Source organism: Stenotrophomonas sp. YJH_SMC_64 (genome assembly GCF_059371375.1).
This window is the reverse complement of record NZ_JCAFUN010000005.1, coordinates 14,930-31,404: the sequence shown is the minus strand read 5'-3', so window position 1 is coordinate 31,404 and position 16,475 is coordinate 14,930. Positions and strand designations below refer to the sequence as shown.

The following is a 16,475-nucleotide window of genomic DNA, read 5'->3' as shown; positions in this document are numbered from 1 at the left end:
GCGGTGGCTCAGGCCTGCACGACCTCGCCACCACCATTGACCACGGCAGCCTGGGTTTCCTGCCACCAGCGCTGCGCCAGCGCCGGACTGCGCGCCTTGCCCACCGCCGCCAGCAGTTCCGGGCACAGGCGTTCCAGCGCCAGCGCATCGGTGCAGCGTTCGATCTTCAACTGCATGAAGTAGCCCTTCAGGCCCAGGTGGCGGCGTACCGCCTCGCTCATCGCGTCGTACAGCTGCTGGTACAGCGCCGGGTCCTGTTCGCGCCCGGTGCTGATGCCGCGCAGCGGTGTCACCTCGGCACTTCCGCCGATCACTTCGATCAGGCCCTGCGCTGACAATTGCTCCAGTGCGTCGGGCGGCGCACGCAGGCCTTCGAACAGGCCGCGCAATTCAGTGTCATCGCGATGGCCGTCGACCATCAGCAGGATCGAACGCAATGCCGCCGGCAGGCGCCGGCCACGGTCTTCGATCTCCTGACGGCCAGCCGCCGTCTTGGCGTGCAGCAATGCCATTGCCTCCCCCTCCCTCGATGCGCAATGCCGGCGCGCCCTGGCGGGCACGCTCCCCTGCAACCGAGCTTAGCGCACCGGTTGCAGGGAGGAAGCTGCGGTGCAGCAACGGCCTCCCCTGTAGAGCCGAGCCCATGCTCGGCTGCTTTGGCAAGGCATGCGGAGCCGAGCATCGGCTCGGCTCTGCAGAAGCAGGTCAGCGGCCCAGCGCGCGGCGGATTTCCTCCAGCGCGCTGGGATCATCCAGCGTCGACAGGTCACCCGGGTCGCGCTGTTCGGCCAACGCCTGCAACGAGCGCCGCAGCAGCTTGCCCGAACGGGTCTTGGGCAGTGCATTGACCACGTGCACATGCGCTGGGCGCGCTACCGCACCAAGCGAAGTCGTCACCGTCGCCATCATCTCGGCCACAACCGGCGCCGGATCCTCGCCATCGAGCCCCTGCTTGAGGGTGACGAACACCAGCGGCACCTGCCCCTTCAGTTCGTCCTTGACCCCGATCACGGCAGCCTCGGCCACGCGCGGATGGCTGGAAATGGCCTCCTCGATCTCGCGCGTGCCCAGGCGGTGCCCGGCCACGTTGATCACATCATCGGTGCGGCCGAGGATGAAGGTGTAACCATCATCATCGCGGATCGCCCAGTCCAGCGAGCTGTACAGCAGTTCCTTGAAGTGGCTGAAGTAGCTCTGCAGGAAGCGGCTGTCATCATTCCACACCGTGCTCATGCAGCCCGGCGGCAACGGCGGCGACACCACCAGCACGCCCTTCTGCCCCGGTGCGACTTCCTCACCGGTGTTCTCGTCGATCACCTTCATCCGATAGCCGAGATTGGGGAAACCCGGCGAACCGAAGCGCACCGGCTTCATCTCCAGGCCCGGCAGCAGGGTCAGTGCCGGCCAGCCGGTTTCGGTCTGCCAGTAGTTGTCGATGATCGGCTTGCCGAGCGCTTCGCTGATCCAGTGCGCGGTCGGTTCATCCAGCGGCTCACCGGCCAGGAACAGGTACTTCAGCGCGCGCAGGTCGTGGCGATGGATGAAGTCTGCGTCGTGCTTCTTCAGCACGCGGATGGCGGTGGGCGAAGAGAACATCGTTCGCACGTTGTACTGCTCGCACAGTGCCCACCAGATGCCCGGGTCCGGATTGGTCGGCAGCCCTTCGTACAGCAGCGAGGTGCAACCACCGATCAGCGGGCCGTACACATTGTAGGAATGACCGACAGCCCAGCCGACATCAGAGGTGGAAAACATCACCTGGCCAGGCTTGCAGTCGAATACCGTCTCCATCGACTGCGCCATCGCCACGGCATAGCCACCGACATCACGCTGCACGCCCTTCGGCTTGCCGGTGGTGCCGGAGGTGTACAGCAGGTAGCTCGGTTCGCTTGCTTCCAGCCATTGCACCGGCACATCGACTTCCCCGATCTGCGCACGCAGCGTGGCGTACTCCACATCACGGCCCGGCACGCGTGGTTCGGCTGCATCCAGCCCACGCGACACGATCAGCACATGCGGTGGCGGCGAAGCCGCTTCGGCGCAGGCGGCGTCGACCATCGGCTTGTACGGAATCAGCTTGCCACCACGCATGCCGGCATCGGCGGCGATGAGCAGCCTGGGCTTCGCATCGTCGATGCGCAGCGCCAGGTTGTGCGCGGCGAAGCCACCAAACACCACCGAGTGCACCGCACCGATGCGCGCGCAGGCCAGCATCGCGAACACGGCTTCGGCCATGTTCGGCATGTAGATCACCACGCGGTCACCGTGACCGACGCCGAGGTGCTTGAGCACGGCGGCGAAGTCGTTCACTTCGCGATACAGCTGGCGATAGGTGATCTCACGCGTGCTGTTGGTTTCGGTGGAGATGGCGACCAGCGCGAGCTGGTCGGCGCGCTCGGCCAGGTGGCGATCCACGGCGTTGTAGCAGAGATTGGTTTCACCACCGACGAACCAGCGCCGGAACGGCGGGTTGCTGTAGTCGAGCACCTGCTGCGGCGGTTTGTGCCAATGGATGCGCTTGGCTTCCTCGCCCCAGAAGGCCTCCGGCTCGTCGATCGAGCGACGGTAGGTTTCCTCGTAGTTCATGACGCAGCCCTCCCAGACAAAGTCATGGGTTCGAGGATAGTCCGGCGCTGGCGAGCGGGCCGCCCTACCTTGGTAGGGGGTGGGTTTGTTCTGCAGGGCTTGCAGCCCTGCACCTGCAGAAGCCGAAGCAACAGCAGAAGCTGGCTTACCGGGGATGGCGGGGCGGGTCCGGTTGCGGGGGACGCCGTGAATCCGTCCATGGAGGCTCGGTCGCGCCATCCAAGGCGCTCACGCCCCCCCGCAACCGGGCCCACCCCCCCTTCGACAGTTCCCCGCAATCTTTCGGGCTGGCATTGCCTGCTCTTGGTGGGTGTCGACCTTGGTCGACACGGTAGATCCACGCCATGCGTGGATCCTTTTCGATCAATTGTCGAAATATTCGATTCCGATGGATTTGATCCACGCAAAGCGTGGATAGACCATCCGTCACCGGAGATCTGTCGAAGGCGGGGCGGTGTGGGTTGGCAGGACCGTTGGCGCCATGGATGGCGCCATCGAGCCCCCATGGATGGGTTTACGGCGTGTCCTGCCAACCCACACCGCCCCGCCCAACAAGCAGAAAACCAGAGCCGCCTTGGTCTTTCGCGTTGCTCCGGTTCGTAGCAGGTGCAGGGCGCAGCCCTGCCGATACACCTACTCTCTAGAACGGAGCCGCGGACTCGAACGCGAGCGCCTCGCCCGTCAGCGGATGCGTAAACCGCAGGCTGCGCGCATGCAGATGCACGCGTTGCGCCAGTGCCGCGTCATACAGCACATCGCCGACGATCGGATGGCCAAGGCTGGCCATGTGCAGGCGCAGCTGATGGCTGCGGCCGGTGATCGGTTCCAGTTCCACGCGCGTGCGCTGCGCTTCAACATCACGAGCCAACACGCGCCAACGCGTCAGCGCCGGCTTGCCGCGCTCATGGTCGACCATCTGCTTCGGCCGGTTCGGCCAGTCCACGATCAATGGCAGGTCCACTTCGCCGGCATCACCCTCGAGCAGCCCCTGCACCACCGCTTCATACCGCTTGCCGACCTGGCGCCGCTCGAACTGCATCGACAGCGCCGCCTGCATGTCCTTGCCACGCGCATGCAGCAGCAGGCCGGAGGTGACCTGATCCAGCCGATGCACCGTCAACGCATCCGGGTACAGCGCCTGCAGGCGCGCGACCACGCAGTCCTGGTTCTCGGCGCTGCGGCCGGGCACGGACAGCAGGCCGGCCGGCTTCTCGGCAACCAGCAGCGCGTCGTCGATGTAGTGCAGGTGGATCATGCGATTCCAGGAATTCCAAATGAAAACGGGGAAGCCGAAGCCTCCCCGTCTTCTGCGGTGAGCGTACCGACCAACGGTCGGTACCCACCATCGCGGTGGAGGTACCGGCCGTGGCCGGTACCGCCTGCATCAGCCCAGCAGGTGGGCGACGCCGGCGCGCTCTTCTTCCAGCTCGGCCAGGGTCTTGTCAATGTACTTCTGGCTGAAGTCGTCGATCGGCAGATCCTTGACCAGGGTGTACTTGCCGTTCTCGGTGGTCACTGCGAAGCCGAAGATCACGCCTTCCGGAATGCCGTAGGAACCGTCGGACGGCACGCCCATGGTGACCCACTTGCCGTTGCTGCCCAGCACCCAGTCACGCACATGGTCGATGGCAGCGTTGGCGGCCGAAGCAGCCGAGGACGAGCCACGGGCTTCGATGATCGCCGCGCCGCGCTTGCCCACGGTCGGGATGAAGGTGTTGGCGTTCCACTCCTGGTCGTTGATCGCATCGGCGATCGATGCGCCATCGGCGGTGGCGAAACGGTAATCCGGGTACATGGTCGGGCTGTGGTTGCCCCACACGACCAGCTTCTCCATGCCACCGACCGGCTTGCCCAGCTTGGTCGACAGCTGGCTCAGCGCGCGGTTGTGGTCCAGGCGCAGCATGGCGGTGAAGTTTTCCGGCTTCAGGTCCGGCGCCGACTTCATGGCGATGTAGGCGTTGGTGTTGGCCGGGTTGCCGACCACCAGCACCTTCACGTCACGGCTGGCGACCTTGTTCAGCGCTGCGCCCTGGGCGGTGAAGATCTTGGCGTTTTCCAGCAGCAGGTCCTTGCGCTCCATGCCCGGGCCACGCGGACGTGCGCCGACCAGCAGGGCGATGTCGGCGTCCTTGAACGCGACTTCGGCGTCATCGGTGCCGACCATGCCGGCCAGCAGCGGGAAGGCGCAGTCTTCCAGCTCCATCATCACGCCCTTCAGGGCGGCCTGGGCCTTGTCGACCGGCAGTTCCAGCAGCTGCAGGATGACCGGCTGGTCCTTGCCCAGCATTTCGCCGGAGGCGATGCGGAACAGCAGGGCATAACCGATCTGGCCGGCGGCGCCGGTCACGGCAACACGAACGGGTGCTTTCATGGGGGTTTCCTCTTGCTTGCAAGCGTTTGATGGGACGCCGCGGGCAGAGCCACGCAGGCCAGGCGGGCGGCGGGGAACAGGGAAACGGCCACCCATGGGTGGCCGTTTCGAAGGGGGATCAGGCGGCGAGGTGCTTGTTCCACTCCGCGACGCGGTCGGCCTGGGCGGCCAGCACGGCGTCGACGTCGCCTTCCAGGGTGATCGAATGGATCACGTCGCCCTGCTTGACCGAATCAACGATGGCCTGGCCTTCCAGGACCTTGCCGAAGACGGTGTGGCGGCCGTCCAGCCAGTCGGTCTTGATGTGGGTGATGAAGAACTGGCTGCCGTTGGTGTTCGGGCCGGCGTTGGCCATCGACAGCGAGCCGACCTCGTGCTTCACGCCGTTCTTCTCGTCTTCGAACTTGTAGCCCGGGCCGCCGGTGCCACGACCCTGCGGGCAGCCGCCCTGGATCATGAAGTCGGCGATCACGCGGTGGAAGATCAGGCCGTCATAGAAGCCGTGCTTGACCAGGTTCACGAAGTTGGCCACGGTCAGCGGCGCCTTGTCGGCGAACAGCTCGACCTTGATCGGGCCCTGGGTGGTGTCGAAAGTGGCGATGAGGGACATGAAGATCCTTGATGCAGAGGGGAACGCGTCTAGCCACCTAGTTTACACCTGCCTCGTGGCGGCGGCGGCTTCGACCATCGGTGAAGAACCCGGCTTCAGCCCGTGGACGGGAAGCCGCGTCTCCGGGCGCTGGCGGCCCCGGCCGACGCGGCGGACGGCCAGCTGAATGGGCCCCGCGACGGATGTGAAATCCACCTTTTCGCGAATCGTCAAGTTCGACGTATAATGTTGGACTTCTTTTTCCAAATCCGGCGCCGACTGGCCCCCTTTCGTATGTCCATCGAAAATCTTCGCAACATCGCCATCGTCGCCCACGTCGACCATGGCAAGACCACCCTGGTCGACCAGCTGCTGAAGCAGTCCGGCACCCTGTCCGAGCGCACCGTCCTCGCCGAGCGCGTGATGGACAGCAACGACCAGGAAAAGGAACGCGGCATCACCATCCTGGCCAAGAACACCGCCATCACCTGGGAAGACAAGAAGACCGGCATCAAGAACCGGATCAACATCGTCGACACCCCCGGCCACGCCGACTTCGGTGGTGAGGTCGAGCGCGTGCTGTCGATGGTCGATACCGTGCTGATCCTGGTCGACGCGATGGACGGCCCGATGCCGCAGACCCGCTTCGTGACCCAGAAGGCCTTCGCGATGGGCTTCAAGCCGATCGTCGTGGTCAACAAGGTTGACCGTCCGGGCGCCCGTCCGGAATGGGTGATCGACCAGGTCTTCGACCTGTTCGACAAGCTCGGCGCCACCAACGAGCAGCTGGACTTCCCGATCGTCTACGCCTCGGGCCTGAACGGCTATGCCGGCCTGGAAGACACCGTGCGCGACGGCGACATGACCCCGCTGTACGAAGCGATCATGCAGCACGCGCCGAAGCCGGAAGTGGATCCGGAAGGCCCGTTCCAGATGCGCATCAGCCAGCTGGACTACAACAACTTCGTGGGCGTGATCGGCATCGGCCGCATCCAGCGCGGCACCCTGAAGAAGAACATGCAGGTCGCGGTCATCGACCGTGAAGGCAAGAAGCGCAACGGCAAGGTGCTGCAGGTGCTGGGCTTCATGGGCCTGGAGCGCATCGAGCAGGATTCGGCCGAGGCCGGCGACATCGTGGCCATCTCCGGCATCCAGGAGCTGACCATCTCCGACACCATCTGCGCACCGGACTTCCCGGAAGCGCTGCCGGCGCTGACCGTCGACGAGCCGACCATCTCGATGACCTTCCAGGTCAACAACTCGCCGTTCGCCGGCAACAAGGACCTGTCCGGTGGCAAGTTCCTGACCAGCCGCCAGATCAAGGACCGCCTGGACCGTGAAAAGGTCCACAACGTGGCCCTGAAGGTCGAGCAGCTGGAAGACGCCGACAAGTTCCTGGTCTCCGGCCGTGGCGAACTGCACCTGTCGGTGCTGATCGAGAACATGCGCCGCGAAGGCTACGAGCTGGCCGTGTCGCGCCCGGAAGTGATCATCAAGGAAATCGACGGCCAGCTGATGGAGCCGATCGAGCAGCTGGTGGTGGACATCGAAGAAATCCACCAGGGCGGCGTGATGGAAAAGCTGGGCACCCGCAAGGGCCAGCTGAAGAACATGGAATCGGACGGCAAGGGCCGCGTGCGCCTGGAGTACCAGATCCCGGCCCGTGGCCTGATCGGTTTCCAGAACGAGTTCAAGACCCTGACCCAGGGTTCGGGCCTGCTGTTCCACGTGTTCGACCACTACGGTCCGAAGGAACAGGGCGCGATTGCCAAGCGCATCAACGGCGTGATGATCGCCAATGCACCGGGCACCACGCCGGCCTACTCGCTGGGCCCGCTGCAGGAGCGCGGCAAGCTGTTCGCTGCTGAAGGCGACAACGTGTATGAAGGTCAGCTGGTCGGCATCCACTCCAAGGACAACGACCTGACCGTCAACGCGATCAAGACCAAGCCGCTGACCAACATGCGCGCTTCGGGCAAGGACGATGCGATCCAGCTGACCCCGGCGATCAAGTACTCGCTGGAACAGGCCCTGGACTTCATCGAAGACGACGAGCTGGTCGAGATCACCCCGAAGGAGATCCGCCTGCGCAAGAAGTTCCTGACCGAGAGCGATCGCAAGAAGGCTTCGCGCGGCGGCTGAGCCAGCACCCCGTGAACCAGAGCGGCTACAACCCGGATCCACACCGGCATCCGGGTCTGCACGTCATCGCCCTGCTCGAAGCGAGCAAGGCGATGCTGGCGCTGTTGGCCGCCACCGGGCTGGAAGTGCTCGGACCGCAGCCGCTGCGGCACGGCATCATGGCCCTGATCCGGCGTTTCAGCCTGGATCCGGACCATGGCACCCTGCCCTCGCTGCTGCATATGATCAGTCCCGACGCGGTCCACCTGGCCGCGGCGGGGATGATCGGCTACGGCCTGCTGCACCTGGTCGAAGCCTGGGGCCTGTGGCGGGCCAAGGCCTGGGCGTCCTGGCTCGGCTGCCTGACCGCCGCCCTGTACCTGCCTTTCGACATCTTCGCGATCATCCGCCATCCCGGTTGGCCGTCATGGACGATCCTTGCGATCAACCTGATCGTGGTCTACGTCCTCGCCCGCGACCTGCGCAAGCGCCACCGCTGAGCACCGGCTACACTGGGGATTGGAGCCGACCAAGCCGCCCCATGCGCCCGTCCTTGCCGCCTCTGCTGACCTGCCTGCTCGCCGCGCTGCCGGCGCTGCTTTCGGCTGGCTGCAGCCCGGCCACGCCCAGCGCGCATGCGGCCGAACCTGCGAGCCGCAACGTGCCGTTCCCGTACGCCGAAACCGATGTCGCCGACCTGCAGGCGCGGATGACTGCCGGAGATCTGGACAGCACCACCCTGACCCAGGCCTACCTGCAGCGTATCGCCGCCCTGGACCGCACCGGGCCCCGCCTGCGCGCGGTGATCGAGCTCAACCCCGACGCGCTGAAGGAAGCCGCCGCACGCGACCGCGAGCGCCGCGAAGGGCGCCTGCGTGGGCCGCTGCACGGCATCCCCCTGCTGCTGAAGGACAACATCAACGCCGCACCGATGGTCACCAGTGCCGGCTCACTGGCCCTGCAGGGCTTCCGTCCGGACGATGCCTACCTGGTACGCCGGCTGCGCGAGGCTGGCGCCGTAGTGCTGGGCAAGACCAACCTCAGCGAGTGGGCCAACTTCCGCGGCAATGACTCCATCTCCGGCTGGAGCGCGCGCGGCGGCCAGACCCGCAACCCCTACCGCATCAGCCATTCACCGTGCGGTTCCAGCAGCGGCAGCGCGGTGGCCGTGGCCGCCAACCTGGCCAGCGTGGCGATCGGCACCGAAACTGACGGCAGCATCGTCTGCCCGGCCGCGATCAACGGCGTGGTCGGTCTGAAGCCGACGGTCGGGCTGGTCAGTCGTGATGGCATCGTGCCGATCTCCTTCAGCCAGGACACCGCCGGCCCGATGACCCGCAGCGTCGCCGATGCTGCTGCCGTGCTGACTGCGATCGCCGGCCGCGATGACGCCGATCCCGCCACCGCGACCATGCCCGGCCGTGCGGTCTACGACTACACCGCGCGCCTGGACCCGCAGGGCCTGCGCGGCAAACGCATCGGTCTGCTGCAGACGCCGCTGCTGAAGTACCGCGGCATGCCGCCGCTGATCGATCAGGCAGCGACCGAGCTGCGTCGCGCCGGCGCCGTGGTGGTGCCAGTGGAGCTGCCCAACCAGGGCGCGTGGGCCGAGGCTGAGCGCACGCTGCTGCTGTACGAGTTCAAGGCCGGGCTGGAGCGCTACTTCAGCACCCACCGCGCGCCACTGCGCAGCCTGGCCGAACTGATCGCCTTCAACCAGGCGCACAGCAAGCAGGAACTGGGCCTGTTCGGCCAGGAGCTGCTGGTGGAGGCCGATGCCACCACCGGCCTGGCAGACCCTGCCTACATCCGCGCGCGCAGTGATGCGCGCCGGTTGGCCGGCCCGGAAGGCATCGATGCAGCTCTCGCCGCCCATCAGCTCGATGCGCTGGTGGCGCCGACCACCGGTGTGGCGTGGCCGATCCGCAGCGAAGGCGACGACTTCCCCGGCGAGAGCTACAGCGCCGCTGCCGTGGCCGGTTACCCCAGCCTGACCGTGCCGATGGGCCAGATCAACGGCCTTCCCGTCGGCCTGCTGTTCATGGGCACCGCCTGGAGCGAGCCGAAGCTGATCGAAATGGCCTACGCCTACGAGCAGCGCACCCGTGCGCGGCGGCCGCCACACTTTGATACCGATGCGCTGATCGACGCCGGCGAGCCGTGAGCTCCGGTGACGCCGCGACATCTTGCTTCCGGTAGTGCCGGCCGCTGGCCGGCAGCTCGATCGCTCCGGCGTTGCCGGCCAGCGGCCGGCACTACCGATCCTGTGGCTCCACCGGCACGATCGCCGCCTCACCATCTTCAGCACCTGGCGAACGCACATCCGCAGTGCGTGCACGTGGACCACGCGGCATATCCAGCTCGTCTTCGTGTTGCAGCCGCGCACGCACCTGCGGCAGCGACTGCGGATGCTCACGTGCGAGGAAATCGAGCATGCGTTCGCGCACCAGGCAGCGAAGATCAAAAGCATCACCGGAACTGCGCGCGCTGACCAGCAGGCGCACCTGGATCGCGCGCTCGTTGGTTTCGGTCACCTGTGTCACGCAGACGCGCCCATCCCATAGCGCCTGGCCATGGCAGATGCGCTCCAGCTCGGCACGGATCGCCGCGATCGGTGCCCGATAGTCCAGCCACAGAAACGCAGTGCCGAGCAGATCGGCACTGCGCCGCGTCCAGTTCTGGAACGGGTTCTCGATGAACCAGGTCAAGGGCACCACCATCCGCCGCTCATCCCAGATCCGCACGACCACGTAGCTGCTGCCGATCTCCTCGATGCGTCCCCACTCGCCTTCGACGATCACCACGTCGTCCAGGCGGATCGGCTGCGTCAGTGCGATCTGCAGGCCGGCGATGAGGTTGCCGAACACCGGCTTGGCGGCGATGCCCGCCACCAGCCCGATCAGGCCTGCCGACGCCAGCAGCGCCGTGCCGATCTTCTGCACCATCGGGAAGGTCAACAGCACCAGCGACGCACCGAGCACGATGATGCCGCCCATCAACACCCTGCTGAGCACGCGCGTCTGGGTCTGGATGCGGCGTGCCTCCAGGTTGTCGGAGACATCAATGGGATGGCTGCGCAGGATCGCGCGCTCGCCCGCCGCCACCGCGCGTACCAGCAGCCAGACGAAGCAGGCCATCAACGCAATGTGCAGTCCGTGCTGCAGATGGCCCAGCAACGGATCCTGCAGCGGCGTCGCCTGCAAGGCGGGAATCAGCAGCAGCAGCGGCCACGCGGTGGCCAGCGGCAACCCGAGTACTCGACCGATACGCGCACGTCGGCGATCACGCCCTTTCAGCCGGTGATAGATCCACAGGATCAGCCATGCGCCTATGCCGCCCACCACTACGGCCAATCCCAACGGCCATGCGTAGGCCTGTGCGCTCTGCCAGTGCACCGTTGCCACCTCCAGTCGGACAACCAGGTGGACAGCCTCGCGCATGGCGCATGAGCGTCACGTCAGCCGTTCGTAAGCAGGGTGTTGGTCGGCAGGGCTTGCAGCCCTGCACCTGCTGCGTGCTGGAGCAACAGCCGAAGCAGAAGCAGAAGCGGATTTCTTGTGGGATGGCGGGGTGGGTCCGGTTGCGGGGGTCGCTGCAAGTCCCCCTCCGGGGCCCGGCCCAGCCGTCGGCGGCTGTGCGTTCGGGCGCTTGCGAAGCAGTGCTTCGCAAGCAAAGCGCCCTCACCCATGTAAGCTCGGTCGCCGCTTGCTCGTGTGCGCAGTCCTGCGCACACGGCAAGACCGGGGTTGGGCGTCCTGCCCAACCCGCCCGAGGCATGCCTCGGGCCCATGCGGCTCACGCCCCCGCAACCGGACCCACCCCGCCTTCGACAGTTTTCTGCGATCTGTCGGAACCTGCTGCTGATGGTGGATGCCGACCGTTGGTCGGCACGGGGTCGGAGCCCATTTTGAATACTGCTATCTGACAGAAAAATCGTATCGACCAACGGTCGACACCTACCAACAGCCGCGCATGCCAATCGCCGCAGTTACCAGTAGATCCACGCCATGCGTGGATGATTCATTCGACATCTGACAGATGTGCCGACCAACGGTCGGCACCCACCAATAGCGACCTGAACCTGTCGAAGGTGGGGCGGTGTCGGAGTGCGGGGTGTCAGCCGCATGGATGCGGCTGCCAAGCTTACAGGGACGTACTTGCAGCGCCCCCGCACTCCGACACCGCCCCGCCAGCCCACGGAATGCATGCTGTTGCCGCTGCTTCAGCTTTTGCCGTTGACGTTGATTGCAGCAGGTGCAGGGATGCAAGCCCTGCCGAAAACCCATTACCGCACTTGCTCCTGCTTGCGCACGATCGCCATCGCGATCTCCAGCGACTGCTCGTAATTCAACCGCGGGTCCACCGTTGAGCGATACGCACGCTCCAGGTCACGCTCGGTCAGTTCGCGCGCACCACCGGTGCATTCGGTCACGTCCTCGCCGGTCAGCTCCAGGTGCACGCCACCCAGGCGCGTTCCCGCGGCCGCATGCAGATCAAACGACATCTCCACTTCGCCACGCACGTTGTCGAAGCGACGCGTCTTGAAGCCATTGGCAGTGCTTTCGGTGTTGCCATGCATCGCATCGCACACCCACAGCACGCGGCGGCCATCACGCTTGACGGCATCCAGCAGCGGCGGCAGCTTCTCGGCGATCTGCGCCGCACCCATGCGGTGGATGAAGCTCAGTCGACCCGGTTCGTCGTGCGGGTTGAGCACGTCGATCAGGCGCAGCAGCTGGTCCGGCGTCACCGACGGGCCGACCTTGATCGCAATCGGATTGCGCACGCCACGCAGGTATTCCACGTGCGCGCCATCGAGCGCAGCCGTGCGCATGCCGATCCACGGGTAATGCGTGCTCAGGTTCAACCAGCCCTGCTGGCGCGGCACCTGGCGGGTCAGCGCCTGCTCGTAGGGCAGCAGCAGCGCTTCATGCGAGGTGTAGAAGTCGATGCGGTTGAGGTTGTGCACGCGGGCCCCGGCCAGGGTCTCCATGAAGTGCACCGCATCGCCGATCGAGGCCACCATCTTCTGGTAATCGGCCGCCAGCGGCGAGTGGCTTACCCACTCCAGGTTCCAGTATTCGGGGTGGTGCAGGTCGGCGAAACCACCGTCGATCAGCGCACGCACGAAGTTCATCGTCATCGCCGAATGCGCGTGGGCCTGCAGCATCCGCTTCGGGTCCGGCAGACGCGCTGCTTCAGTGAAAGCGGGGGCGTTGATCACATCGCCGCGGTAGCTCGGCAGGGTTACGCCGTCGCGGGTCTCGGTATCGGCCGAACGCGGCTTGGCGTACTGGCCGGCAAAGCGGCCAACGCGGATCACCGGCTGGCGCAGGCCGTGCACCAGCACCAGGCTCATCTGCAGCAGTACCTTCAGCCGGTTGGAGATGGTGCCCGATTCGCAGTCGCTGAAGTTCTCGGCGCAGTCGCCGCCCTGCAGCAGGAAGCGCTTGCCTTCCTGGGCCTCGGCCAACTGCTGCTTCAGCGCCAGGATCTCCCATGAGGTGACCAGCGGTGGCAGCCGCTTAAGCTCGTGCAGGGCCGCCTCCAGGGCTACCGGGTCGGGATAGGTCGGCATCTGCAGCGCGGTCTTGCCCCGCCAGCTCTCCGGCGACCAGGCAGCGCCGGCGGCGGTCGCGGCGGGATCGGGCACGGGCGGAACGGCGGACAGGCTCATTGCAGACTTCCGGGATGGGGGGCGGTCATGGTCGCAGAGCCGGCCGCTGACGCAAAGGGCCGGTCCGGCCTACCGGCTCGCCTGAACGGCAGAGAAAGGCCGACGCCAGCGGCCAGATCCTGCATGGTCAGCCACCCGGGACAGGCGCATGCTTTGTTACGGAGTAACACTTCAATGTCATGGACCGGCCCCTTCCACATCCAGCCGCCACCTCTCCCACCATGAAGCCCTCGCCCCTCGCTACCGGCATCACCTTCGCCCTGGCCCTGGCCAGCCTGCCCGCCTTCGCCTCGGCATCCGACGCCCCCGCTTCGTCCGTCAAGGATCTGGATGCGGTCACCGTCCACGCCCGGCTCGACCAGGCCCGCAACACGCTGTCGCCGGACATCGGCAGCAGCCAGTACCAGATCACCGCCGAGGACATCCAGAAGCAGCCGCTGGGTGCCTCCGCGCCACTCAGCCAGGTACTGCTGCAGGCCCCTGGCGTGGTCCAGGACTCCTATGGCGGCGTGCATGTGCGTGGCGACCACGCCAACCTGCAGTACCGCATCAACGGCGTGCTGCTGCCCGAATCGATCTCCGGCTTCGGCCAGACCCTGGACGCGCGCACCATCAAGAGCATCCGCCTGATGGACGGCGCACTGCCGGCGCAGTTCGGCGAGCGCACCGCAGCGGTGGTCGACATCACCACCCGCAACGGTGCCGAGCTGGGCAATGGCGGCAGCGCGGGGCTGACCACCGGCTCGTTCGGCAAGATCAATCCGAACGCCTCCTGGTGGGGCAACCAGGGGCGCTGGAGCTGGTTCCTGACCGGCAACTACGACCAGCATGAGGTCGGCCTGGAGAACCCCACCAACTCGCGCAAGCCGCTGCACGACGATACTCACCAGGGAAAGGCCTTCGCCGACCTCACCTACCTGGTCAACGACAACACCCGCCTGAGTGTGTTCGCCGGTTTCGCCAACAACCGCTTCCAGATCCCGGTCAACCCGGGCCAGACGCCACAGTTCGGATATCTGGACACCACCACCTTCGACTCCAGCCAGCTGGATGAGACCCAGCGCGAGACCACCCGCTTCGGCATGCTGGTGCTGCAGGGCACGCTGGGCAGCACCGCGTACCAGCTATCGGCCGGACAGCGCTACAGCGACGTGGCGTTCAACCCGGACGTGGTGGGCGACCTGGTGTTCAGCGGCGTCGCCTCGCAGGTCCAGCGCAGCAACCGCGCCAACACCCTGCAGGCCGACTTCTCAACGCCGTTGGGCAACGACCACACGCTGCGCTATGGCCTGTACGGCAATTACGAGAACGCGCGGGCGAACAGCAACAGCTGGGTGTTCCCGGTTGATGACGGCGGCCAGCAGTCCGGCACGACGCCGCTGTTGATCCCCGACCGCAGCGCGTTCCACGCCAGTACGCTGGCACTGTACGTACAGGACGAGTGGAAGATCGGCGACGACTGGACCGTGAACTACGGCCTGCGTGGCGACCGCTACAAGGCCTTCGGCCGCACCGAAGGCCAGCTCAGCCCGCGCGTGGGCGTGGTCTGGAATGCCAGCGACAGCACCACCGTGCACGCCGGCTATTCGCGCTACTTCACGCCACCGGCCAGCGAGTTGATTGCCAGCAGCGACATCGCGCTGTACGACGGCACCACCAACCAGCAGCCCAGCGGCGGCAACAACACGCCGCTGGCCGAGCGCAGCGACTACTACGACATCGGCGTCTCGCAGCAACTGGGCGAGCACCTGACCCTGGGCCTGGACGCGTATGACCGACGCGTCGCACGCCTGCAGGACGAAGGCCAGTTCGGCGCTGCCTACATCTATTCGACCTTCAACTACCGCCGTGGCCACATCCGCGGCCTGGAGTTCAGCGCCGACTACAGCAACGGTCCGTTCAGTGCCTACTTCAACGCCGCGCTGAACAAGGCCATCGGTACCGACGTCATCACCAGCCAGTACAACCTCGACCCGGAAGCGCTGGCCTATGTGGCCAACCACTGGATCCACCTCGACCACGACCAGAAGCTGACATCATCGGGTGGTCTCAGCTACGCCTTCGCCGGACACAACCGGATCGGCGCCAACTACGTGTTCGGCAGCGGCCTGCGTTCGGACATCGAAGGCGTACCCAACGGCGGCGAGCTGCCGTCGTACCTGCAGGTGAACCTCAGCGCCGGGCACGACTTCAATGCCGACAGCGGCCATCCATTGCACGTCCAACTGGCCGTGATCAACGCACTGGATCGCAGCTATCAACTGCGCGACGGTGGCGGTGTCGGCGTCTTCGCCCCGCAGTGGGGACCGCGCCGAGGTGCTTACCTGAGCCTGCAGCAGGACTTCTGAGGTAGCGCCGGCCGCTGGCCGGCATCCTCACGGTGTGCCGGCCAGCGGCCGGCACTACCCTGCGTCAACGATTGGGGTCAGAGCCCTTTGCGATGCCAAGGGACGCGACCCCGTTTCGCTTTCAGCGCTTGACCTTGCCCAGCGACACCACGAGCGCCCACAACGCCAGCAGCACGAACCACGCGCCCGACCACATCGGCATGGTCAGGCCCAGGAAGGTCCAGTCGATGTTGCCGCAGTTGCCGGTACCGGTCAGTACCGTGCGGAATACTTCCAGCGGCCCCATGGTCTCGCTCAGGAACGCCAGCGGCGGGCCACAGGTGGAACCCATTTCCGGGGGCAGCATCTGCACGTAGACGTGGCGCGCGGCGATGCCGGCCCCCACTGCGGCGGCAATGAACGCCAGCACGCCATAGGTCGCGCGTCCCGGGCGGTTGGAGGGCCCGTGCAGCGCACCGATCAGGAACAGCAGGCCGAGCGCGGCAAAGGCCAGGCGCTGGAAGATGCACAGCGGACACGGCTCCAGGCCCATCTTCAACTGCAGGAAGATCGCGTAGCCAAGCAGGCCCGCGCAGATCAGGAAGCCCAGGAAGAACTGGGCGCGGAAGGGCCAGCGCAGTGGATTCATCGTCAACGCTCAAATGGATCAGGCGCCAAGCGTAACCGAGAGTGCGTGCCATTCGAACCGCCACAGGTGACGCCTGTCGGAACGGTGCGGGTCAGATCCCAGTGCGAATGCAAAGGGCTCTGGCCTGCGGTGCTGCCTGCCCGGGGTCAGGGCCC

12 protein-coding genes are annotated in these 16,475 nt (G+C 66.0%); 4 read left to right on the top strand and 8 right to left on the bottom strand.

Going from position 1 to position 16,475, the window contains the following annotated elements; genetic code table 11:
• Positions 1 to 8: 8 nt before the first annotated feature.
• The 5 genes from AC5P9L_RS06235 to AC5P9L_RS06215 form a co-directional block, all read right to left on the bottom strand.
• Positions 9 to 512, bottom strand: coding sequence for a hypothetical protein (locus AC5P9L_RS06235; protein ID WP_010483966.1), 504 nt, complete (start codon positions 510 to 512; stop codon positions 9 to 11).
• A gap of 193 nt (positions 513 to 705) precedes the next feature.
• Entirely contained in the window at positions 706 to 2,586 is a 1,881-nt protein-coding gene (prpE, locus tag AC5P9L_RS06230; RefSeq protein ID WP_010483967.1) for a propionate--CoA ligase, read from the bottom strand.
• A gap of 640 nt (positions 2,587 to 3,226) precedes the next feature.
• Positions 3,227 to 3,841, bottom strand: coding sequence for an RluA family pseudouridine synthase (locus AC5P9L_RS06225; RefSeq protein WP_227415239.1), 615 nt, complete (start codon positions 3,839 to 3,841; stop codon positions 3,227 to 3,229).
• 129 nt (positions 3,842 to 3,970) lie between these two features.
• Positions 3,971 to 4,957 (bottom strand): malate dehydrogenase, encoded by a 987-nt coding sequence (locus AC5P9L_RS06220; protein WP_004153634.1) that lies wholly within the window; start codon positions 4,955 to 4,957, stop codon positions 3,971 to 3,973.
• A gap of 118 nt (positions 4,958 to 5,075) precedes the next feature.
• Positions 5,076 to 5,567 (bottom strand): peptidylprolyl isomerase, encoded by a 492-nt coding sequence (locus AC5P9L_RS06215; RefSeq protein ID WP_005408225.1) that lies wholly within the window; start codon positions 5,565 to 5,567, stop codon positions 5,076 to 5,078.
• Positions 5,568 to 5,840: 273 nt separating this feature from the next.
• On the opposite strand from AC5P9L_RS06215, the gene typA reads away from it, so the two are divergent.
• Genes typA through AC5P9L_RS06200 form a run of 3 tightly spaced genes read left to right on the top strand, consistent with a single transcriptional unit; the run spans position 5,841 to position 9,831 of the window.
• Positions 5,841 to 7,688 (top strand): translational GTPase TypA, encoded by a 1,848-nt coding sequence (typA, locus tag AC5P9L_RS06210; protein WP_005412346.1) that lies wholly within the window; start codon positions 5,841 to 5,843, stop codon positions 7,686 to 7,688.
• 11 nt (positions 7,689 to 7,699) lie between these two features.
• The gene (locus AC5P9L_RS06205; protein WP_005408223.1) at positions 7,700 to 8,167 is read left to right on the top strand and encodes a DUF2127 domain-containing protein; all 468 of its coding nucleotides are present in this window, start codon (positions 7,700 to 7,702) and stop codon (positions 8,165 to 8,167) included.
• A 41-nt stretch (positions 8,168 to 8,208) separates the two neighbouring features.
• Positions 8,209 to 9,831 (top strand): amidase, encoded by a 1,623-nt coding sequence (locus AC5P9L_RS06200; protein ID WP_043033752.1) that lies wholly within the window; start codon positions 8,209 to 8,211, stop codon positions 9,829 to 9,831.
• 91 nt (positions 9,832 to 9,922) lie between these two features.
• Here AC5P9L_RS06200 and AC5P9L_RS06195 read toward each other — a convergent pair whose 3' ends face one another.
• Entirely contained in the window at positions 9,923 to 11,107 is a 1,185-nt protein-coding gene (locus tag AC5P9L_RS06195; RefSeq protein ID WP_033835444.1) for a mechanosensitive ion channel family protein, read from the bottom strand.
• 845 nt (positions 11,108 to 11,952) lie between these two features.
• Positions 11,953 to 13,344 carry a class II 3-deoxy-7-phosphoheptulonate synthase gene (locus AC5P9L_RS06190; protein WP_005408220.1) on the bottom strand — a complete coding sequence of 464 codons (1,392 nt, stop codon included), beginning with the start codon at positions 13,342 to 13,344 and terminating at the stop codon, positions 11,953 to 11,955.
• 221 nt (positions 13,345 to 13,565) lie between these two features.
• On the opposite strand from AC5P9L_RS06190, the gene AC5P9L_RS06185 reads away from it, so the two are divergent.
• On the top strand, positions 13,566 to 15,692 hold the full coding sequence (locus AC5P9L_RS06185) for a TonB-dependent receptor (RefSeq protein WP_227415238.1): 2,127 nt from the start codon (positions 13,566 to 13,568) through the stop codon (positions 15,690 to 15,692).
• A gap of 121 nt (positions 15,693 to 15,813) precedes the next feature.
• Here the strand turns inward: AC5P9L_RS06185 and AC5P9L_RS06180 are convergent, their stop codons facing one another.
• Positions 15,814 to 16,320, bottom strand: a complete 507-nt coding sequence (locus AC5P9L_RS06180; RefSeq protein WP_012479237.1) for a disulfide bond formation protein B — start codon at positions 16,318 to 16,320, stop codon at positions 15,814 to 15,816.
• Positions 16,321 to 16,475 lie beyond the last annotated feature (155 nt).

Bases quoted from the DNA above. Each gene is read 5' to 3' on its own strand.
- AC5P9L_RS06235 (WP_010483966.1), bottom strand. From the start codon at position 512: ATGGCATTGCTGCACGCCAAGACGGCGGCTGGCCGTCAGGAGATCGAA.
- prpE (WP_010483967.1), bottom strand. From the start codon at position 2,586: ATGAACTACGAGGAAACCTACCGTCGCTCGATCGACGAGCCGGAGGCC.
- AC5P9L_RS06225 (WP_227415239.1), bottom strand. From the start codon at position 3,841: ATGATCCACCTGCACTACATCGACGACGCGCTGCTGGTTGCCGAGAAG.
- AC5P9L_RS06220 (WP_004153634.1), bottom strand. From the start codon at position 4,957: ATGAAAGCACCCGTTCGTGTTGCCGTGACCGGCGCCGCCGGCCAGATC.
- AC5P9L_RS06215 (WP_005408225.1), bottom strand. From the start codon at position 5,567: ATGTCCCTCATCGCCACTTTCGACACCACCCAGGGCCCGATCAAGGTC.
- typA (WP_005412346.1), top strand. From the start codon at position 5,841: ATGTCCATCGAAAATCTTCGCAACATCGCCATCGTCGCCCACGTCGAC.
- AC5P9L_RS06200 (WP_043033752.1), top strand. From the start codon at position 8,209: ATGCGCCCGTCCTTGCCGCCTCTGCTGACCTGCCTGCTCGCCGCGCTG.
- AC5P9L_RS06195 (WP_033835444.1), bottom strand. From the start codon at position 11,107: ATGCGCGAGGCTGTCCACCTGGTTGTCCGACTGGAGGTGGCAACGGTG.
- AC5P9L_RS06190 (WP_005408220.1), bottom strand. From the start codon at position 13,344: ATGAGCCTGTCCGCCGTTCCGCCCGTGCCCGATCCCGCCGCGACCGCC.
- AC5P9L_RS06185 (WP_227415238.1), top strand. From the start codon at position 13,566: ATGAAGCCCTCGCCCCTCGCTACCGGCATCACCTTCGCCCTGGCCCTG.
- AC5P9L_RS06180 (WP_012479237.1), bottom strand. From the start codon at position 16,320: ATGAATCCACTGCGCTGGCCCTTCCGCGCCCAGTTCTTCCTGGGCTTC.